Source organism: Xylanibacter ruminicola 23, from assembly GCF_000025925.1.
GTDB classification, from domain to species: domain Bacteria; phylum Bacteroidota; class Bacteroidia; order Bacteroidales; family Bacteroidaceae; genus Prevotella; species Prevotella ruminicola.
Genome location: NC_014033.1, coordinates 1,020,767 through 1,035,271, shown reverse-complemented (window position 1 = coordinate 1,035,271; position 14,505 = coordinate 1,020,767). Strand labels below are relative to the sequence as shown.

General features: G+C 47.5%; 12 protein-coding genes. 6 read left to right on the top strand and 6 right to left on the bottom strand.

What is annotated here, in order from left to right:
* Positions 1–47 precede the first annotated feature (47 nt).
* Positions 48–1,313: a clostripain-related cysteine peptidase gene (locus tag PRU_RS04480; RefSeq protein ID WP_013065158.1), complete on the bottom strand. Its 1,266-nt coding sequence runs from the start codon at positions 1,311–1,313 to the stop codon at positions 48–50.
* 97 nt (positions 1,314–1,410) lie between these two features.
* Here PRU_RS04480 and PRU_RS04475 point away from each other — a divergent pair, with 97 nt between their 5' ends.
* Positions 1,411–2,307 carry a glycoside hydrolase family 25 protein gene (locus tag PRU_RS04475; RefSeq protein WP_369793393.1) on the top strand — a complete coding sequence of 299 codons (897 nt, stop codon included), beginning with the start codon at positions 1,411–1,413 and terminating at the stop codon, positions 2,305–2,307.
* Here the strand turns inward: PRU_RS04475 and PRU_RS04470 are convergent.
* From PRU_RS04470 to PRU_RS04455, 4 genes are read right to left on the bottom strand one after another with little or no spacing between them, the layout of a single operon-like run.
* Positions 2,272–3,081, bottom strand: a complete 810-nt coding sequence (locus PRU_RS04470) for a hypothetical protein (RefSeq protein WP_013064227.1) — start codon at positions 3,079–3,081, stop codon at positions 2,272–2,274. The genes PRU_RS04475 and PRU_RS04470 overlap by 36 nt on opposite strands.
* The gene (locus PRU_RS04465) at positions 3,078–4,352 is read right to left on the bottom strand and encodes a Na+/H+ antiporter NhaC family protein (protein WP_013063488.1); all 1,275 of its coding nucleotides are present in this window, start codon (positions 4,350–4,352) and stop codon (positions 3,078–3,080) included. Before PRU_RS04465 ends, PRU_RS04470 begins: the two co-directional genes overlap by 4 nt.
* A complete protein-coding gene (locus PRU_RS04460; protein ID WP_013065464.1) occupies positions 4,349–5,842 on the bottom strand; it encodes a UxaA family hydrolase in 1,494 nt (497 codons plus the stop codon). The genes PRU_RS04465 and PRU_RS04460 overlap by 4 nt, the downstream gene beginning before the upstream one ends.
* A 26-nt stretch (positions 5,843–5,868) precedes the next feature.
* Positions 5,869–6,936 (bottom strand): LacI family DNA-binding transcriptional regulator, encoded by a 1,068-nt coding sequence (locus tag PRU_RS04455; protein WP_013063964.1) that lies wholly within the window; start codon positions 6,934–6,936, stop codon positions 5,869–5,871.
* A 200-nt stretch (positions 6,937–7,136) separates the two neighbouring features.
* Here PRU_RS04455 and PRU_RS04450 point away from each other — a divergent pair, with 200 nt between their 5' ends.
* The 5 genes from PRU_RS04450 to PRU_RS04430 are packed head-to-tail and all read left to right on the top strand — an operon-like array spanning position 7,137 to position 13,376.
* The gene (locus tag PRU_RS04450) at positions 7,137–8,159 is read left to right on the top strand and encodes a sugar kinase (protein ID WP_013065722.1); all 1,023 of its coding nucleotides are present in this window, start codon (positions 7,137–7,139) and stop codon (positions 8,157–8,159) included.
* Positions 8,160–8,189: 30 nt separating this feature from the next.
* Positions 8,190–8,858 carry a bifunctional 4-hydroxy-2-oxoglutarate aldolase/2-dehydro-3-deoxy-phosphogluconate aldolase gene (locus tag PRU_RS04445; protein ID WP_033150862.1) on the top strand — a complete coding sequence of 223 codons (669 nt, stop codon included), beginning with the start codon at positions 8,190–8,192 and terminating at the stop codon, positions 8,856–8,858.
* 60 nt (positions 8,859–8,918) lie between these two features.
* Complete coding sequence (locus tag PRU_RS04440; protein WP_013063566.1) at positions 8,919–12,098, top strand: ATP-binding protein; 3,180 nt, start codon at positions 8,919–8,921, stop codon at positions 12,096–12,098.
* Complete coding sequence (locus PRU_RS04435; RefSeq protein ID WP_013064325.1) at positions 12,080–12,799, top strand: DUF5932 domain-containing protein; 720 nt, start codon at positions 12,080–12,082, stop codon at positions 12,797–12,799. The genes PRU_RS04440 and PRU_RS04435 overlap by 19 nt, the downstream gene beginning before the upstream one ends.
* Positions 12,789–13,376, top strand: coding sequence for an AbgT family transporter (locus PRU_RS04430; RefSeq protein ID WP_013064388.1), 588 nt, complete (start codon positions 12,789–12,791; stop codon positions 13,374–13,376). The genes PRU_RS04435 and PRU_RS04430 overlap by 11 nt, the downstream gene beginning before the upstream one ends.
* 6 nt (positions 13,377–13,382) lie before the next feature.
* On the opposite strand, the gene PRU_RS04425 is transcribed toward PRU_RS04430, so the two are convergent.
* A complete protein-coding gene (locus tag PRU_RS04425; RefSeq protein ID WP_041385670.1) occupies positions 13,383–14,450 on the bottom strand; it encodes a glycoside hydrolase family 43 protein in 1,068 nt (355 codons plus the stop codon).
* Positions 14,451–14,505 lie beyond the last annotated feature (55 nt).

Here is a 14,505-nt window from a genome sequence, read left to right as displayed (position 1 = left end):
AAAAATTCTTCAGGTACTTTGCAAAAACATCTATTTTAGCAATCTTTCTACCAGCCGTATTTGCTCCAGTTCACGCTATAATACCATTGGTAGTTTTTTATGCGTGTATTGAATTTGTAGTTAAAATTATCGTATCCCTGCTGAGGGAAATACATGCTCAAGCCTCCCCACATAGCGTTGTTATCAGGAAAACTATCAAAGCTATTATAAAGAGTATTATAAACTGTTTGCCATTTGGTTGATACGAGAGAGTAGGGCACAGCCTTATTATATGTCGTCAACCATTGGGTATAATCACTTACTGAAGCATATTTGTAGAATACCGACGACATATCGTACATCACCTTCATATCGGTGTAAGTAGTACTTGCAAAGTAGAATGGCAACTTAGAGAGGTCTAATACCGCAGGACTGGTTATTTCCGAAGAAATGGTAGCCAGGATCTGATTTGTGGCCTGAGCCAATGATTCCATCTCTGAGAGTTTTACTGCCGACATAGGTACACTGTATCCATCTAAGTTCAAGTAATCATAAGTACTTGAATTATAAGCATCAAGATAGAAATCGTAATATATATCGCAGATATTCTGATAGAAAGAATTTGAGTTAGAGAAAAGCGACGACATGATCCTATCATATGGTGCACCAGCGCCAGGAATCTCGGCAGGCGAACCAATCAGATAATCAGCTGCATTACGGAGTTCGTAGGCACTCTCTACACACATAAAGCAACAGCAGTCGGCAAAGATATACTTAAACTTTGGCATATCCTCGAGCGCTTTAGCCATCTGCGTAATATTCATGGCCTTTCTACCGATATACGAATCATATCCGTAATCGTAACCATAGGCTCTGGTTCGCTGAACATTGGCAACAGAATCGGCATCTACTGCCCATCCTGTAGCATGGCCCCAGAGTACCAAGCCATAATCCTTCGACGGATAGTTGTCTATCGTCCATTGTATTACTTCACGGAATTTACTGGGATCGCTGGCAGCAAATTCGCTGTCATATTGATACAGCACCTTTCTTTTACCTTTTGCAATCTCAATAATATGTGGCGGATTGGTTGTTCCTACCGAATCGATAAATACAATCAGATGCTGGTTATCGTTCAACTGATACGAGCCCTCGTCCATCTCCAGCAAATCATCAGCCATAAAGCCGCTTGTTGTCAGGTCGTTCTCGCCTGACATATATACAAGTACAGTTCGGTCGTAAACCGTTGGTTCAGGTGTAGGTTCCGGATCGTCTTTTTTATTACACGAGCATAGTAACGCTATCCCTAAAAGTCCTATAATAGTCTTATGCATATAATCAAATTTTGCGGCAAAGTTACAAAGAAATATGTAATATCCTACATTTTTATTTGTTTTTTTAGTATCTTTGCATCGCAAAACAAGGATTATAATGAAGAAACTATATATATTGCTGACATTATGCATGTTAATGCTCGGCGCCAACGACGGATTTGCTCAACGTTCAAGATACAACAAACACCACTCTAAGCACAGAACACAGAGAGTGGTGAGCAAGCATAAAAAAGGTAAGAAAACAAAGAAACGTGCGGTAGCCCAATACCGTCCTGATCCACGTTTGCTTACCGATCCTAATTACGATCCATTCTTACAATGCGAGGATACGTGCAGCCATGTGCATGGTATCGACCTGTCGCATTACCAGGGCGAAGTATTCTGGGAGACAGTAGGCGAGAACACCAAGATGGCTTATGTGTATCTGAAAGCTACCGAGGGCGGCGACCGCATAGATGCCCAATACGAGCGCAATATCGACTTAGCTCATCGCCACGGACTGAAAGTTGGTTCCTATCACTTCTTCCGTCCTAAAACGCCTGTATTGACTCAGCTTGAAAACTTTATGACACAATGCCGACCAGGCGAACAGGACCTGATACCGATGATTGATGTTGAGACCACAGGCGGACTATCATCTGAGGAATTCTGCGATTCGCTGTATGCTTTTCTGGATTTAATCGAAGAAGCCTATCATCAGCAACCACTGATATATACGTTCCGCAACTTCTACAATAAGCATCTTGTAGGCAAGATTAATGATTACAAGCTGATGATTGCGATGTACACCGAAGAAGAGCCCGTATTGGCCGACGGACGCGATATCACCATGTGGCAATACACCAGTCATGGACGCATTGTAGGTATCCGTGGAAGCGTGGATAAAAGCCGATTCATGGGCAATCATGGATTGCGCGAAATCAGGTTCAATCACATACGCCATGTAGGGAAGAATGTATCATTCTTCGATATGCGTAAGCGAATGGGCAAATGATGCAAAGAAATTGGTAAATGCCTCTGAAGGTATGAAACGCATATAACGGGCAGAGCGCTTGATATGATTAATCAAGGCACCGCCGTTGCTGGTGTGTACAAAAATACTATCCGAGCCTTGTGAGAAATAAAAGTCCTGACGGATATTAGTATATTCGGCCAGTTCCTTTGCTACAACAATTGTTTTGCGGTCGGCATCACTTTCGGCAAAAGGAATATCCTTTGCTTCCAAACCAAACAAATCCATCAGCAGTGTAGCCTCAAGCTGTGCCATCTGCTCAAAATGCAATTTCTTCAGCCAGCTACCCAACACCTCGTAATCCGCTTTGCTATTGTTTGCACGAAGCGTCAAACCTAATTCAATCAGCAGTTTCAAAGGCAGACCCTCGTTCAAGATTCTTCGTGCTATACTGATAATACGGATTAACATTCTACGCGTATTAATATCCGACTGTTCATCGTCGAGAATATTCTGCAGCTGTCGGTTCAGCAAAGGATTAGTCAACTTATCGGGGCGCAACAGTTCATCTTCGTCGTTATCCTCATCGTTCTCTTTAGCCGTAAGCCATTGTTTCCACTGCGCATCGGTTAAATGAAGAGCGAACTGATCCTGACAGCTCTTAAGACCTTGATATACATACGACTGAACACTATGCACAGTGGCAAGCTGATACAGTTTGTTCCATTTATGTACCGACATCGGCTCCAGCACCTCAGTTGTCTGGAAAGCACCACATCGAAGTAGTCTGAAAAAGTTTCGCTGAATAATATTCATGAGTATCTTTTGGGATAACGCAGTAAGATAGATAGAATGGCTACAATACCCAGTGCAAATGGGTAGTAAAGATAGGGTAGGATGGCAACAGGATTAACCGATGCCAAACCAGCTGCAATCAGCAACTGAGCACCATAAGGTATCAACCCCTGAACCGTACATGAGAATGTGTCTAATATCGAGGCACACTTCTTATTATCTACACCATAGCGATCGCCAATTTGTTTGGCGATATCGCCTACAGTCAAGATGGCAACCGTGTTATTAGCAGTACAAACATCTACCAGCGATACCAGTGTGGCAATACTCAGTTCAGCACCGCGCTTACTGCTAACACGACGTGTAAGCATATTAATGATAAAGTCGATACCGCCTTGCTGTTTAATCAGCTCAAGCATACCGCCTGCCATCATCGTTACAATAATCAGCTCGCCCATCGACATGATACCGTCGCCCATGGCGCCAAACCATCCATAGATATCGAAAGAACCTGTAAACATGCCAATGATACCACACAGCACGATACCTATAGTTAATACAGCCATCACGTTCATGCCGCATACAGCCGTTACAAGCACCGTTAAGTAAGGTATTACCTTTACCCATTCAACAGCCGGAATCTGCTGTGGAGCAATGGTATCCTGACCAAGGAAATAATATACAACCAGTATCACCAATGCAGCAGGCATCACAATAAATGCATTAACCCTGAACTTATCGCTCAACCGGCATCCTTGCGTTTGGGTGGCCATAATAGTGGTATCGGAGATAAACGACAAATTATCGCCAAAGAACGAACCACCCACAATAATAGCGGTCATCATAGCCAAGTCGGCCCCTGTTTCCTGGGCCAGACCTACGGCAATGGGTGTCAGGGCTGCAATAGTACCCACGCTTGTTCCGATAGAAAGCGAGATAAAGCAGGCTGCCAGAAACATACCCGCAAATATCATCTGTGGTGGTAGCAGACTTAATGCCAAGTTTACGGTAGCATCGATACTACCCATCTGCTTGGCAGAATGCGCAAAGGCACCTGCTAACACAAATATCCAAATCATCAGCATCATCTGTTCGGTGGCGGCTCCACGACTATAGCTGTTGATTCGGTGCATCAGTGGCCTACCGGTAAATACAGTAATGGCGTAGATGCTCGAAACCATAAAGGCTACAGTAATGGGAATCTTGTAAAAGTCACCAGCAATGATGCTGGTGACTAAGTAGAATAAGATAAACACCACGATGGGTGATAATGCGATGATTCCTTTCTTCACAGTGTTACACCGTTTTTAAAGATTGATATTTCACGATAATCGTTCTCTTCGTTCTTGGCTTTCTCGCCACTTGCCACAGCCAATACCTTGTCGATAAACTCAGGTACCAGCTCCTGCATGGTACGACCCTCGATGAGCTGACCTGCCGAGAAGTCAATCCAGTTCTTCTTGCGCGAAGCCAGATCAGGATTGGTGGCAATCTTCATGGTTGGTACAAATGTGCCGAATGGCGTACCGCGACCAGTAGTAAACAATACCAGATGACAACCACAAGAGGCGAGAGCAGTAGCTGCTACCAAATCATTACCAGGAGCCGAAAGCAGGTTCAAGCCTGGGTTCTGCAGTCTGTCGCCATATTCCATCACACCGTTCACAGGGGCTTTACCACACTTCTGTGTGCATCCCAGCGCCTTATCCTCGAGGGTTGAGATACCACCAGCCTTGTTACCAGGACTTGGGTTCTCACCAACAGGTTCACCATGCGACAGGAAATAGTTCTTGAAGTTATTAATCATCGAAACTGTCTGGTTAAACAGTTCTTCGGTTGTACAACGATTCATCAGGATAGTCTCGGCACCAAACATCTCGGGCACCTCGGTCAAAACCGATGTACCACCCTGAGCTACCAGCCAGTCAGAGAATTCGCCAACCAGTGGATTAGCGGTGATACCAGAGAATCCGTCGGAACCACCACACTTCAAACCTACACGCAGTTTGCTAACAGGCACTTCGGTACGCACATCCTTGCTGGCCAGCTGATATAGTTCGCGCAGCATTTCCATACCAGCCTCCATCTCATCGTCGACACGCTGGGTTACCAGCAGCTTGATACGATCCTTATCATAATCGCCCAGCATCTTCATGAAGTCCTCGGGCTGATTGTTCTCACAACCTAAGCTCAGCACCAATACGGCACCAGCATTGGGGTGCAAGCAGATATCACGCAGCACCTTACGAGTGTTCTCATGATCCTCCGACAACTGCGAACAACCATAGTTATGATGCCAGGCATAGATAGCATCCACACCCTGCTCGTTGGTTTCTTTCTTCAACTCCTTAACCAGACGTTCGGCAATACCATTCACACAACCAACGGTGGGCACAATCCAAATCTCATTACGGATACCCACGTCGCCATTCTTACGTACATAGCCCTTAAAGCTACGGTTGTCGTTTTTGATATTAAGCTGCTCGTTTACAGGATTATATGTATACTCGAGAGTACCAGCCAGATTGGTCTTCAGATTATTCTCGTTCACCCAGTCGCCAGCCTTCAGATCCTGCATAGCGTGACCGATGGGATAGCCATATTTGATAATGTCGGCACCAGCTGCCACGTCCTTTATCAGTACCTTATGGCCTGCTGGTGTATCCTGATTCACGGTAATCTGCTTACCATCTACTTCAATAATCTCTCCTTTCTTTTTGGGCTGCAAACAAACCACTACCGAATCGGCAGGGTTAATCTTTAAAAATGTAGCTTGTTTCATTCTTTTATTTACTGTTTTGTTTTAGTTTATATTGCTGTTCTACGATAGAAATCTACGTTTTCCTTGGTCAGGATCTCGATAGGCATGTAATTCACGGGATTCACGGCACGCTTCATCACGATAGCGTTAAACAGTGCATCAACACTAGCATATCCCTGCTGGTAAGCATGCTGGGCTATCAGGAACGAAATGCTTCCTTTACGTACACACTCCTCGTTCTTGGCCACCATATCATATCCCATAATCTGTACATTGCGGCGGTTGCTCTTCTGCAGGAACTCACCCACGATATGGGCCTTCGAGTTAAAGGTGATACAATGGTGTACGTGAGGGTGGGTAGAGAAGAACTTCTCGAGGATGCCATCATAATCCTTGTGATCCTCATCCAGAGGCAGATCCACTTCGGTAATCTTAATCTTAGGGAAGTGATCGACCATATAATGGCGGAACCCTGTCTCACGGTTAGCCTGCTGCTTAGAACCCACGATACCATCGCGTGTCTGCTTCATCAGGGCAATCTCCTTTTCCTTATTGGCAATCAGCATCAGCATCTTAGCTGCGAAATAGCCACTGGCAAACGAATCCTGACCGAAGAACGACAGTGGTTTCAAATCAGGCATATACGAGTCGAGCAGCACATAGGGGATATTTCTTTCGATTAGTTTTTCGGTAAAACGGGCAGTCTGCTCCAATGTGGCTGGTACGATAATCACGCCATCAATCTTGGCGGTAAATAATTCGCGAACCATCTTGGTGAATGCAGGTGGATTGAATCGCTCATAATAAATGAACTTGAGCTTGCTACCAAAGTCGCGACGGAATTCGGTACAAGCCATTGCACCTTCTTCGATCTCATCCCAGTAAGCTTCCTGTTCGTGTTTAGGCAATACACAATAAAATGTATATTCCTTATTATATGCCAAAGCCGAGGCATACATATTGGGACGGTAGTCCATTTCCTCCAGGGCTTTGTTTACCTTTTCCAATGCTGCTTTAGACACATTAGGACGATTGTGAAGCACACGGTCAACGGTACCTGTCGATACACCTGCGCGTGCAGCAATATCCTTAATCGTAATATTCTCCTTTGCCATAATCTCAGATTTTTGTGCAAAGGTACAAATAATTTCTGATTTTCCAAATTTCTTAGTCATTTATTTGCTTCGAAATCGTTTCCGTAAGTTTTTTAGCACAAAACCTGCTAAAAATTTGCGTGGCTCAAAAAAACTTCCTATCTTTGCCTCACAAACGAACAAAATAAGTTGAAAATATATCAAAAAAATCAAACAAAGCAATGGCAAAAATTGTAACTTTGGGCGAAATTATGCTTCGCCTCTCGCCTCAGGGCAACGACCGTTTCATTCAGAGTGAGTCATTCCGCATCATCCCTGGTGGTGGTGAGGCTAACGTAGCAATTTCGGTGGCCAACTACGGTCACGAGGCTTACTTCGTATCTAAGTTGCCTAAGCACGAAATCGGACAGATTGCAGTTAACGCACTTCGTCGTTATGGTGTAAACACCCAGTTCGTTGCTCGTGGTGGCGACCGTGTAGGTTTGTACTATGCTGAGACAGGTGCTTCAATGCGTCCATCAAAGGTTATTTACGACCGTGCTCATTCATCAATCGCCGAGGCCGATCCTTCAGATTTCGATTTCGACGCTATCATGGAGGGTGCTGCCTGGTTCCACTGGAGTGGTATCACCCCAGCTATCAGCGATAAGGCTGCCGAGCTCACCAAGCTGGCTTGTGAGGCTGCAAAGCGCCATGGTGTAACAGTATCAGTTGACCTGAACTTCCGTAAGAAGCTGTGGACCAGCGAGAAGGCCATTTCAATCATGCGCCCATTGATGAAATATGTTGATGTTTGTATTGGTAACGAAGAGGATGCTGAGCTTTGTCTCGGATTCAAGCCCGATGCTGATGTAGAGGGTGGTCAGACTGATGCAGCCGGTTACGAGGGCATCTTCAAGCAGATGATGCAGGAGTTTGGTTTCAAGTATGTTGTTTCTACACTCCGCGAGAGCTACAGCGCAACCTTCAATGGTTGGAAGGCTCTTATCTATAATGGTAAGGAGTTCTACCAGAGCAAGCGCTACGAGATTAATCCAATCATCGACCGTGTTGGTGGTGGCGACTCTTTCTCAGGTGGTTTGATTCATGGTCTGCTCACCAAGGCTACTCAGGGCGAGGCTCTCGAGTTTGCTGTTGCTGCTTCGGCTCTGAAGCACACTATCAATGGCGACTTCAATCTGGTATCAGTTGACGAGGTTGAGAGTTTGGCTGGTGGTAATGCCAATGGACGTGTACAGCGTTAATTGTAAATTGAAAATTGAAGATTGACAATTATGGCAAAGTTTGATAAATTGCAGGTGATGGCAAAGATTGCCGCAGCACCTATGGTTCCTGTTTTCTATAACAAGGACGTCGAAGTTTGTAAGAATGTAGTAAAGGCTTGCTACGAGGGTGGTGTTCGTGCTTTCGAGTTCACTAACCGTGGCGACTTTGCTCAGGAGGTATTTGGCGAGTTGGTAAAGTGGGCCGATAAGGAGTGCCCTGAGCTGGCTCTGGGTATCGGTTCAGTTGTTGATGCCCCCACAGCAGCTATGTACCTGCAGCTGGGTGCCTGCTTCGTTGTAGGTCCTCTGTTCAACCCCGAGATTGCGCCTGTATGTAATCGTCGTCTGGTTCCATACTGCCCAGGCTGTATGACCGTTAGCGAGATTGGTAAGGCTCAGGAGTTGGGTTGCGACCTCACCAAGGTATTCCCTGGCGATGTAGTAGGTCCTAACATGGTTAAGGGTCTGAAGGCTCCAATGCCTTGGTCGAAGATCATGGTTACTGGTGGTGTTGCTCCTGAGGAGGAGAACCTCACTAAGTGGTTCAAGGCAGGTGTTTACTGCGTTGGAATGGGCTCAAAGCTCTTCCCAAGCGATAAGGTTAAGGCCGGCGATTGGCAGTATGTTACCGATAAGTGCAAAGAGGCACTCGGTTACATCGCTAAGGCCCGTGCTTAATACAATATCATCCCTCTCGCTCCGAAAAAGTGAGCGAGGGGGATTCGTTTTTTAACTAACATGAAATTCTGGCTATTCATATTATCAACCATCTTGATCTCAGCTTGTGCACGCCCTGATAGGCAAGCGGTCGACAAGCTGAATTCTCAATCCTATGCCTATCACTATCGTAATCTCGACTCTACCGAAGCCATTGCACGCCGTTCGTACGAACTGGCAGCCAATTATCCAGCTGGTCGTGCAGAGGCTCTCAACAATATGGCTTTCGTCAACATTGTACGTATGCGTTACAATGATGCCGAACAGCAATTAAACGATGTTATCGAAACAACCGATAACCAGCTGCAGCACCTGATAGCTTACGTTCAGCAGATGCGCCTTTGTCAGCGCCGCTCCAACAACCGTGCTTTCCACGAGTTCCGTGAGATGGCCGACCGTACCATGCAGCGTATCAACGAAGAGCGCAACCAGCTTACCGAGCGCGATGAACGTTTGCTGCTGTATGCCGAAACCGAATATGCCATCGTAAACTCTACCTACTATTATTATGTAGGACTCGAGCAGCAGTCGATTGATGCACTTAATGCCATCAATCCCGAAGAAGTACAGCGCGATACAGCACAATACCTCAACTATCTGTATAACATCGGTGCCGGTGGTATTATCACGCAGGGAACCCAACAGGAGATTAACCAAGAGGAGTTCGATAAGCTGATGCGCTGCTTCCTCACGGCACGTAAAGGCGATTACCCATATTTTGCCGCCAATGCCCTCGAGGCCCTTTCAGAGCATCTGATGGATCCCACATATCGTCGTCAACTGATCGACGATAACCTGCCTGCTTTCAAGTTTATCAATCCCTTAGGGGTAGAAGAGGAGGTACTGCCAGGCTTCCTGGCCGAGAATGCCTTGAATATCTTTGAGCGCTATGGCGATGTGTACCAGATAGCCGGTGCCTACCGTACGCTGGCATCGTGTTTCCGACAGATAGGCGACTACCGTTCGGCACTTTTTAATCTGGAGCAGGCTCTGTCGGATTCCATCATCAATCAGGCTCCTGACCTGGTGGCATCTATCCGCGAACAGCTCAGTGTGGCTTACGCTGCCATTGATGATAAGCAGCAGAGCGACGAGAACCGCAATTTGTACCTCGACCTGCAGGAGACTACCCGTCAGGACCGTCAGCTTGAGGCCCGTGCCTACCAGTACGAACGACAGCTTACACAGCTTAACCTGATGCTCATACTCGTTGTAGCGGCCATCATCCTGCTGTTATTCTCGTTGTGGCTGTTTAACTACCTGAACAAGAAGAAATCGCAGCCTGATGAGCCCGATAACCTGTTTGAGCAAAAGAACGAGCAACTGGCTGCCCAGCTGTTGCAGGTTGAGAACAACGAGCGCCGCAACCTGGAGCAGCGCGCTAAGGTGTCGTTGGTATGCAATACCACACCATTCATCGATCGCATCATCCACGAGGTTTCTAGGCTGGAAACTGATAGTTCTAACCGCGAGGAACGATTAACTTATATCCGTGAGCTCATCAATCAGATTAACTCTTACAACGATGTGCTGACGTACTGGATACAGCTACGCCAGGGCGAACTCAGTCTACACATCGAGAGTTTCCCGTTACAGCCTTTGTTTGATGTGCTGCTTAAGGGGCGCACCTCGTTCCAAATGAAGGGCGTAGAACTGAACGTAGAGTCCACAGAGGCCGTTGTAAAGGCCGACCGCGTGCTGACACTGTTTATGCTGAACACCCTGGCCGATAACGCCCGTAAGTTTACCGACCGTGAGGGTAGGGTGAATGTATCAGCTACACAAACCAATGATTATGTTGAGATAGCTGTTGAGGATACCGGTATGGGTATGACTCAGGAGCAGCTTGATCATCTCTTCGATCATAAAATAGTCGAAGGTCATGGCTTTGGATTGCTTAACTGTAAGGGTATCATCGAGAAGTACCGTAAGATCAGTCAGATATTCTCTGTGTGCAAAATTGGTGCTACCAGCAGTTTGGGCAAGGGCTCACGACTGTTCTTCAGACTGCCACGCGGCATAGCCCGACTGATTATTGTGCTGCTGTCGATGCTGCCCATGCAGATGATGGCCCAGCAGCCTGAGATTGACGCCTTAGGTATGGCCAGTATCTATTCCGATTCGGCTTACTTCAGCAATATCAACGGCAATTACGAGCGTACACTGCGCTTTGCCGATACCTGTAGATACTACCTGAACCTGCATTACCGTCAGCAAGTGCCACGTGGTAGATACCTGATGCGACGGATGGGTAACCCATCGCTCATGCCACCCGAAATCAAGTGGTTCCACGATAGCCTCAACACCAACTATCACATCATTCTCGACATCCGTAACGAGAGTGCTGTGGCAGCCCTGGCACTGCACGAGTGGCAGCTTTACAGCTACAACAACCGCATCTACACACAGCTGTTTAAGGAGATGTCGGCCGATAATACATTGGGCGATTACTGTAGAAACATGCAGCAGTCGCAAACCAACAAAACGATAGCTATCATCCTGCTGATACTGCTGATGATATCCATCGTGCCCGCTTATTACCTGCTGTATTACCGTCACCGCCTGTATGACAGGTTCTTACGCGAACAGCAGCGTATTACCGATCTGGAACTGCTCGACGATGAGTTGCGCCGTGCCGAGCTTGACGATAGCAACCTGCATGTATCGAATGCCGTACTCGACAACTGCTTGTCGGCTCTTAAGCACGAAACCATGTACTATCCCTCGCGCATCCAGCAGCTGCTTGATACGGGCGACATGGAATCGTTAGGCGAGGTAACCACCTATTACCGTGAGCTTTACGGTGTTCTGTCGCAGCAGGCCTTACGCCAAACCGAGCGCACCCGCTTGCATCTCAAGCCGTTGCATCATAGTATCCTAGGCGACGAAACTTTGGTGCGCTATCTCTTTGATATCCTGCGCAAACAGGCCGGTGCCAAGCTGCAGCCCGAATATACGCCACGCGATGGCGGTTATATCGAGGTGCGTGTGCCCATGCCTCAACTCAAGCTTACCGAGAGTCAGGCTGCCGATCTGTTCACGCCCTCGAAGGATCATCTGCCTTACCTGCTGTGCCGCCAGATAGTACGCGACCTTGGTGAAGCCACCAACCGCCGTGGCTGCGGTATCTATGCCACTATACAAGACAATACAACAAATATGATTATAACATTACCAAGCGTATGGAAAACTTCAAAGTAATAATAGTAGAAGATGTGCCCCTGGAGCTTAAGGGCACCCTTGGCATCGTGAAGAGTGATATTCCCGAGGCCGAAGTGATTGGAACAGCCGAGAACGAGCAGGCCTACTGGCGCCTCATCAAGCAGCAGAAGCCCGACCTGGTGCTGCTCGATTTGGGTCTGGGTGGTTCTACTACCGTAGGTGTAGAAATCTGCCGCCACACCAAGGAGGTACATCCCGATGTAAAGGTGCTGATTTTTACTGGTGAGATACTGAACGAGAAGCTGTGGGTTGATGTGCTCGATGCTGGTGCCGATGGTATCATCCTGAAGACAGGCGAGCTGCTCACACGTCGCGATGTATCGGCCGTGATGGATGGCAAACAGCTGGTGTTCAACGAGCCTATCCTCGAAAAGATTGTAGAGCGCTTTAAGCGTGCCGTTAGTGGCGAACTGGTTAAGCAGGAGGCCCTGGTAAACTACGAGATAGACGAGTACGACGAGCGATTCCTGCGCCATCTAGCCTTAGGTTTTACCAAGGAGCAGATTACCAACCTGCGCGGCATGCCTTTTGGCGTGAAGAGCCTGGAAAAGCGTCAGAACGAGTTGATTCAGAAGCTGTTCCCCGAGGGTGCCAGCGGTATCAACGCCACCCGTTTGGTGGTACGTGCTTTAGAGCTGCGTATTCTGGATATCGATAATCTCGAAGCCGATGAAGAGTAGTCGTGTATGCATGGGGTTGTTGGTGGCCGAGTGTGTGCTGGTCATCGTGTCGTGGTTGCTCTCCGCAGCCCGTATCGAGGGTGTACGCTCTATGCTCTCATCCGAGGGCATACGCTGGTTTTTTGGCGGGTTCTCCAACATCATTGCCAATCCACTGCTGGCTTGGCTACTGTTAGCACTCATTGCTGGCGGTAGCTTAAAGCAGAGTGGGGTGTTGCGGCATTTCACCGCCAGGGGCGAGGCATCGTTCCGTAACCGTCTGGCACTGCGTGTAGCCATCGTTTTTGTGGTGCTCTACGCCTTGGTTATCTCCATGCTTACCCTGATGCCCCATGCCATACTTCTGTCGTTCAGCGGCCATCTGTTCCCATCGGCATTCAGTCGTGGTCTGGTGCCTATCATCTGCTTTGGCATTACACTGTTCTCGGTGGTGTATGGCATTATCTCGGGCAACAAACAAAAAGGAGAAGATGTGCTCGACATCCTCTCCTATGGTTTACGTCAGGGCTCTTCCCTGATTATCATCTATTTCTTTGCTATCCAGCTGTACGCCTCGTTGCGTTTTGTATTCGGATAACAACGATTACTTCAACAGTTTCTCCAGTCGTTTGTACTCCTTCTTAGTCAGGCGCATAAACGATCCGTGCTGTGGCGCTTTCACACCCTCGATATTACGGGGTGAGTGGAAGTTGCGCATGTACTCGTCGGCCAGGCACAGACGGTAGTTACGTGGGTTCGACGAGTACTCGATGTAGGCAATCACCCAGGTTTTCTGTCCAGGCAACTGGAAGGCGCTAACACCCTCACAAGCCTTGTTGCCCTCAAAGTTCACGTAATCGTCCTCTACCGGCTCGCTCCATGGTCCAGTCAGCTTTGGTGCTGTAGCGGTAAACAAACCGGCCTTACCACCTTCTTTCTTAATCATCATGTGCCACTTCTGGTCGGCCTCAACCCAGTTGATATCGGCATCGATGGTGGCATAGCCCCAATCGAACAGCAGCTTAGGCTGGGTAAGGGTAGTAAAGGTCTCGTCGGCATACGAGTAGTACATGCGGTCGTAATGGTCCTCGCCACGGTTACGCATCGAGTAGTAAACCATATAGCCGCCCTTCTTACCGTTAGGCCATACATAATCCTCGTCCCATACTATCTGTGGTGCCCATACGCGGTTGATGGTACTCCAGTCCTTATATACGCTGGGAGCGTTGGGATCCGAGAATATCTGCGTACCCTTACGATAGTCGAACGTAACCGACTTCCAGTGAATCAGGTCGTCGCTACGCAGCAGGTCGATACCGTAGTTATCCCAGGTTTCAACCTTACCCAGACGTTTACGGGCACCTACGTTCATATCGGTGCATACCATCAGATAACCTTTGCCATCGTGCTTACGACAGATGTAAGCATCGCGTGTGGCGCCTTCGATACGGGCATGCTCAGCATCGCTGAAGATAGAGTCGCCGTTCAGCAGGTCCTTATAATGAAAACCATCGCGACTCAAGGCATAGGCTGTCCATGCGCGCCCATGATCGTTCATGTGACAATACAGGAATCCATAGTCACCTTTCTGCAGATTTCCTTTCTGGGCATAGCCGATGCTTGGCGTGCCCAGCAAGAGTGCTGCCAATAACCATTGTAATCTTTTCTTCATCGTTAGTAAAATTGTTTTAACGGCGACAAAGATACAAAGAAATATCGAAAGTACC

Bases quoted from the DNA above. Each gene is read 5' to 3' on its own strand.
- PRU_RS04480 (WP_013065158.1), bottom strand. From the start codon at position 1,313: ATGCATAAGACTATTATAGGACTTTTAGGGATAGCGTTACTATGCTCG.
- PRU_RS04475 (WP_369793393.1), top strand. From the start codon at position 1,411: ATGAAGAAACTATATATATTGCTGACATTATGCATGTTAATGCTCGGC.
- PRU_RS04470 (WP_013064227.1), bottom strand. From the start codon at position 3,081: ATGAATATTATTCAGCGAAACTTTTTCAGACTACTTCGATGTGGTGCT.
- PRU_RS04460 (WP_013065464.1), bottom strand. From the start codon at position 5,842: ATGAAACAAGCTACATTTTTAAAGATTAACCCTGCCGATTCGGTAGTG.
- PRU_RS04455 (WP_013063964.1), bottom strand. From the start codon at position 6,936: ATGGCAAAGGAGAATATTACGATTAAGGATATTGCTGCACGCGCAGGT.
- PRU_RS04450 (WP_013065722.1), top strand. From the start codon at position 7,137: ATGGCAAAAATTGTAACTTTGGGCGAAATTATGCTTCGCCTCTCGCCT.
- PRU_RS04445 (WP_033150862.1), top strand. From the start codon at position 8,190: ATGGCAAAGTTTGATAAATTGCAGGTGATGGCAAAGATTGCCGCAGCA.
- PRU_RS04440 (WP_013063566.1), top strand. From the start codon at position 8,919: ATGAAATTCTGGCTATTCATATTATCAACCATCTTGATCTCAGCTTGT.
- PRU_RS04435 (WP_013064325.1), top strand. From the start codon at position 12,080: ATGGAAAACTTCAAAGTAATAATAGTAGAAGATGTGCCCCTGGAGCTT.
- PRU_RS04430 (WP_013064388.1), top strand. From the start codon at position 12,789: ATGAAGAGTAGTCGTGTATGCATGGGGTTGTTGGTGGCCGAGTGTGTG.
- PRU_RS04425 (WP_041385670.1), bottom strand. From the start codon at position 14,450: ATGAAGAAAAGATTACAATGGTTATTGGCAGCACTCTTGCTGGGCACG.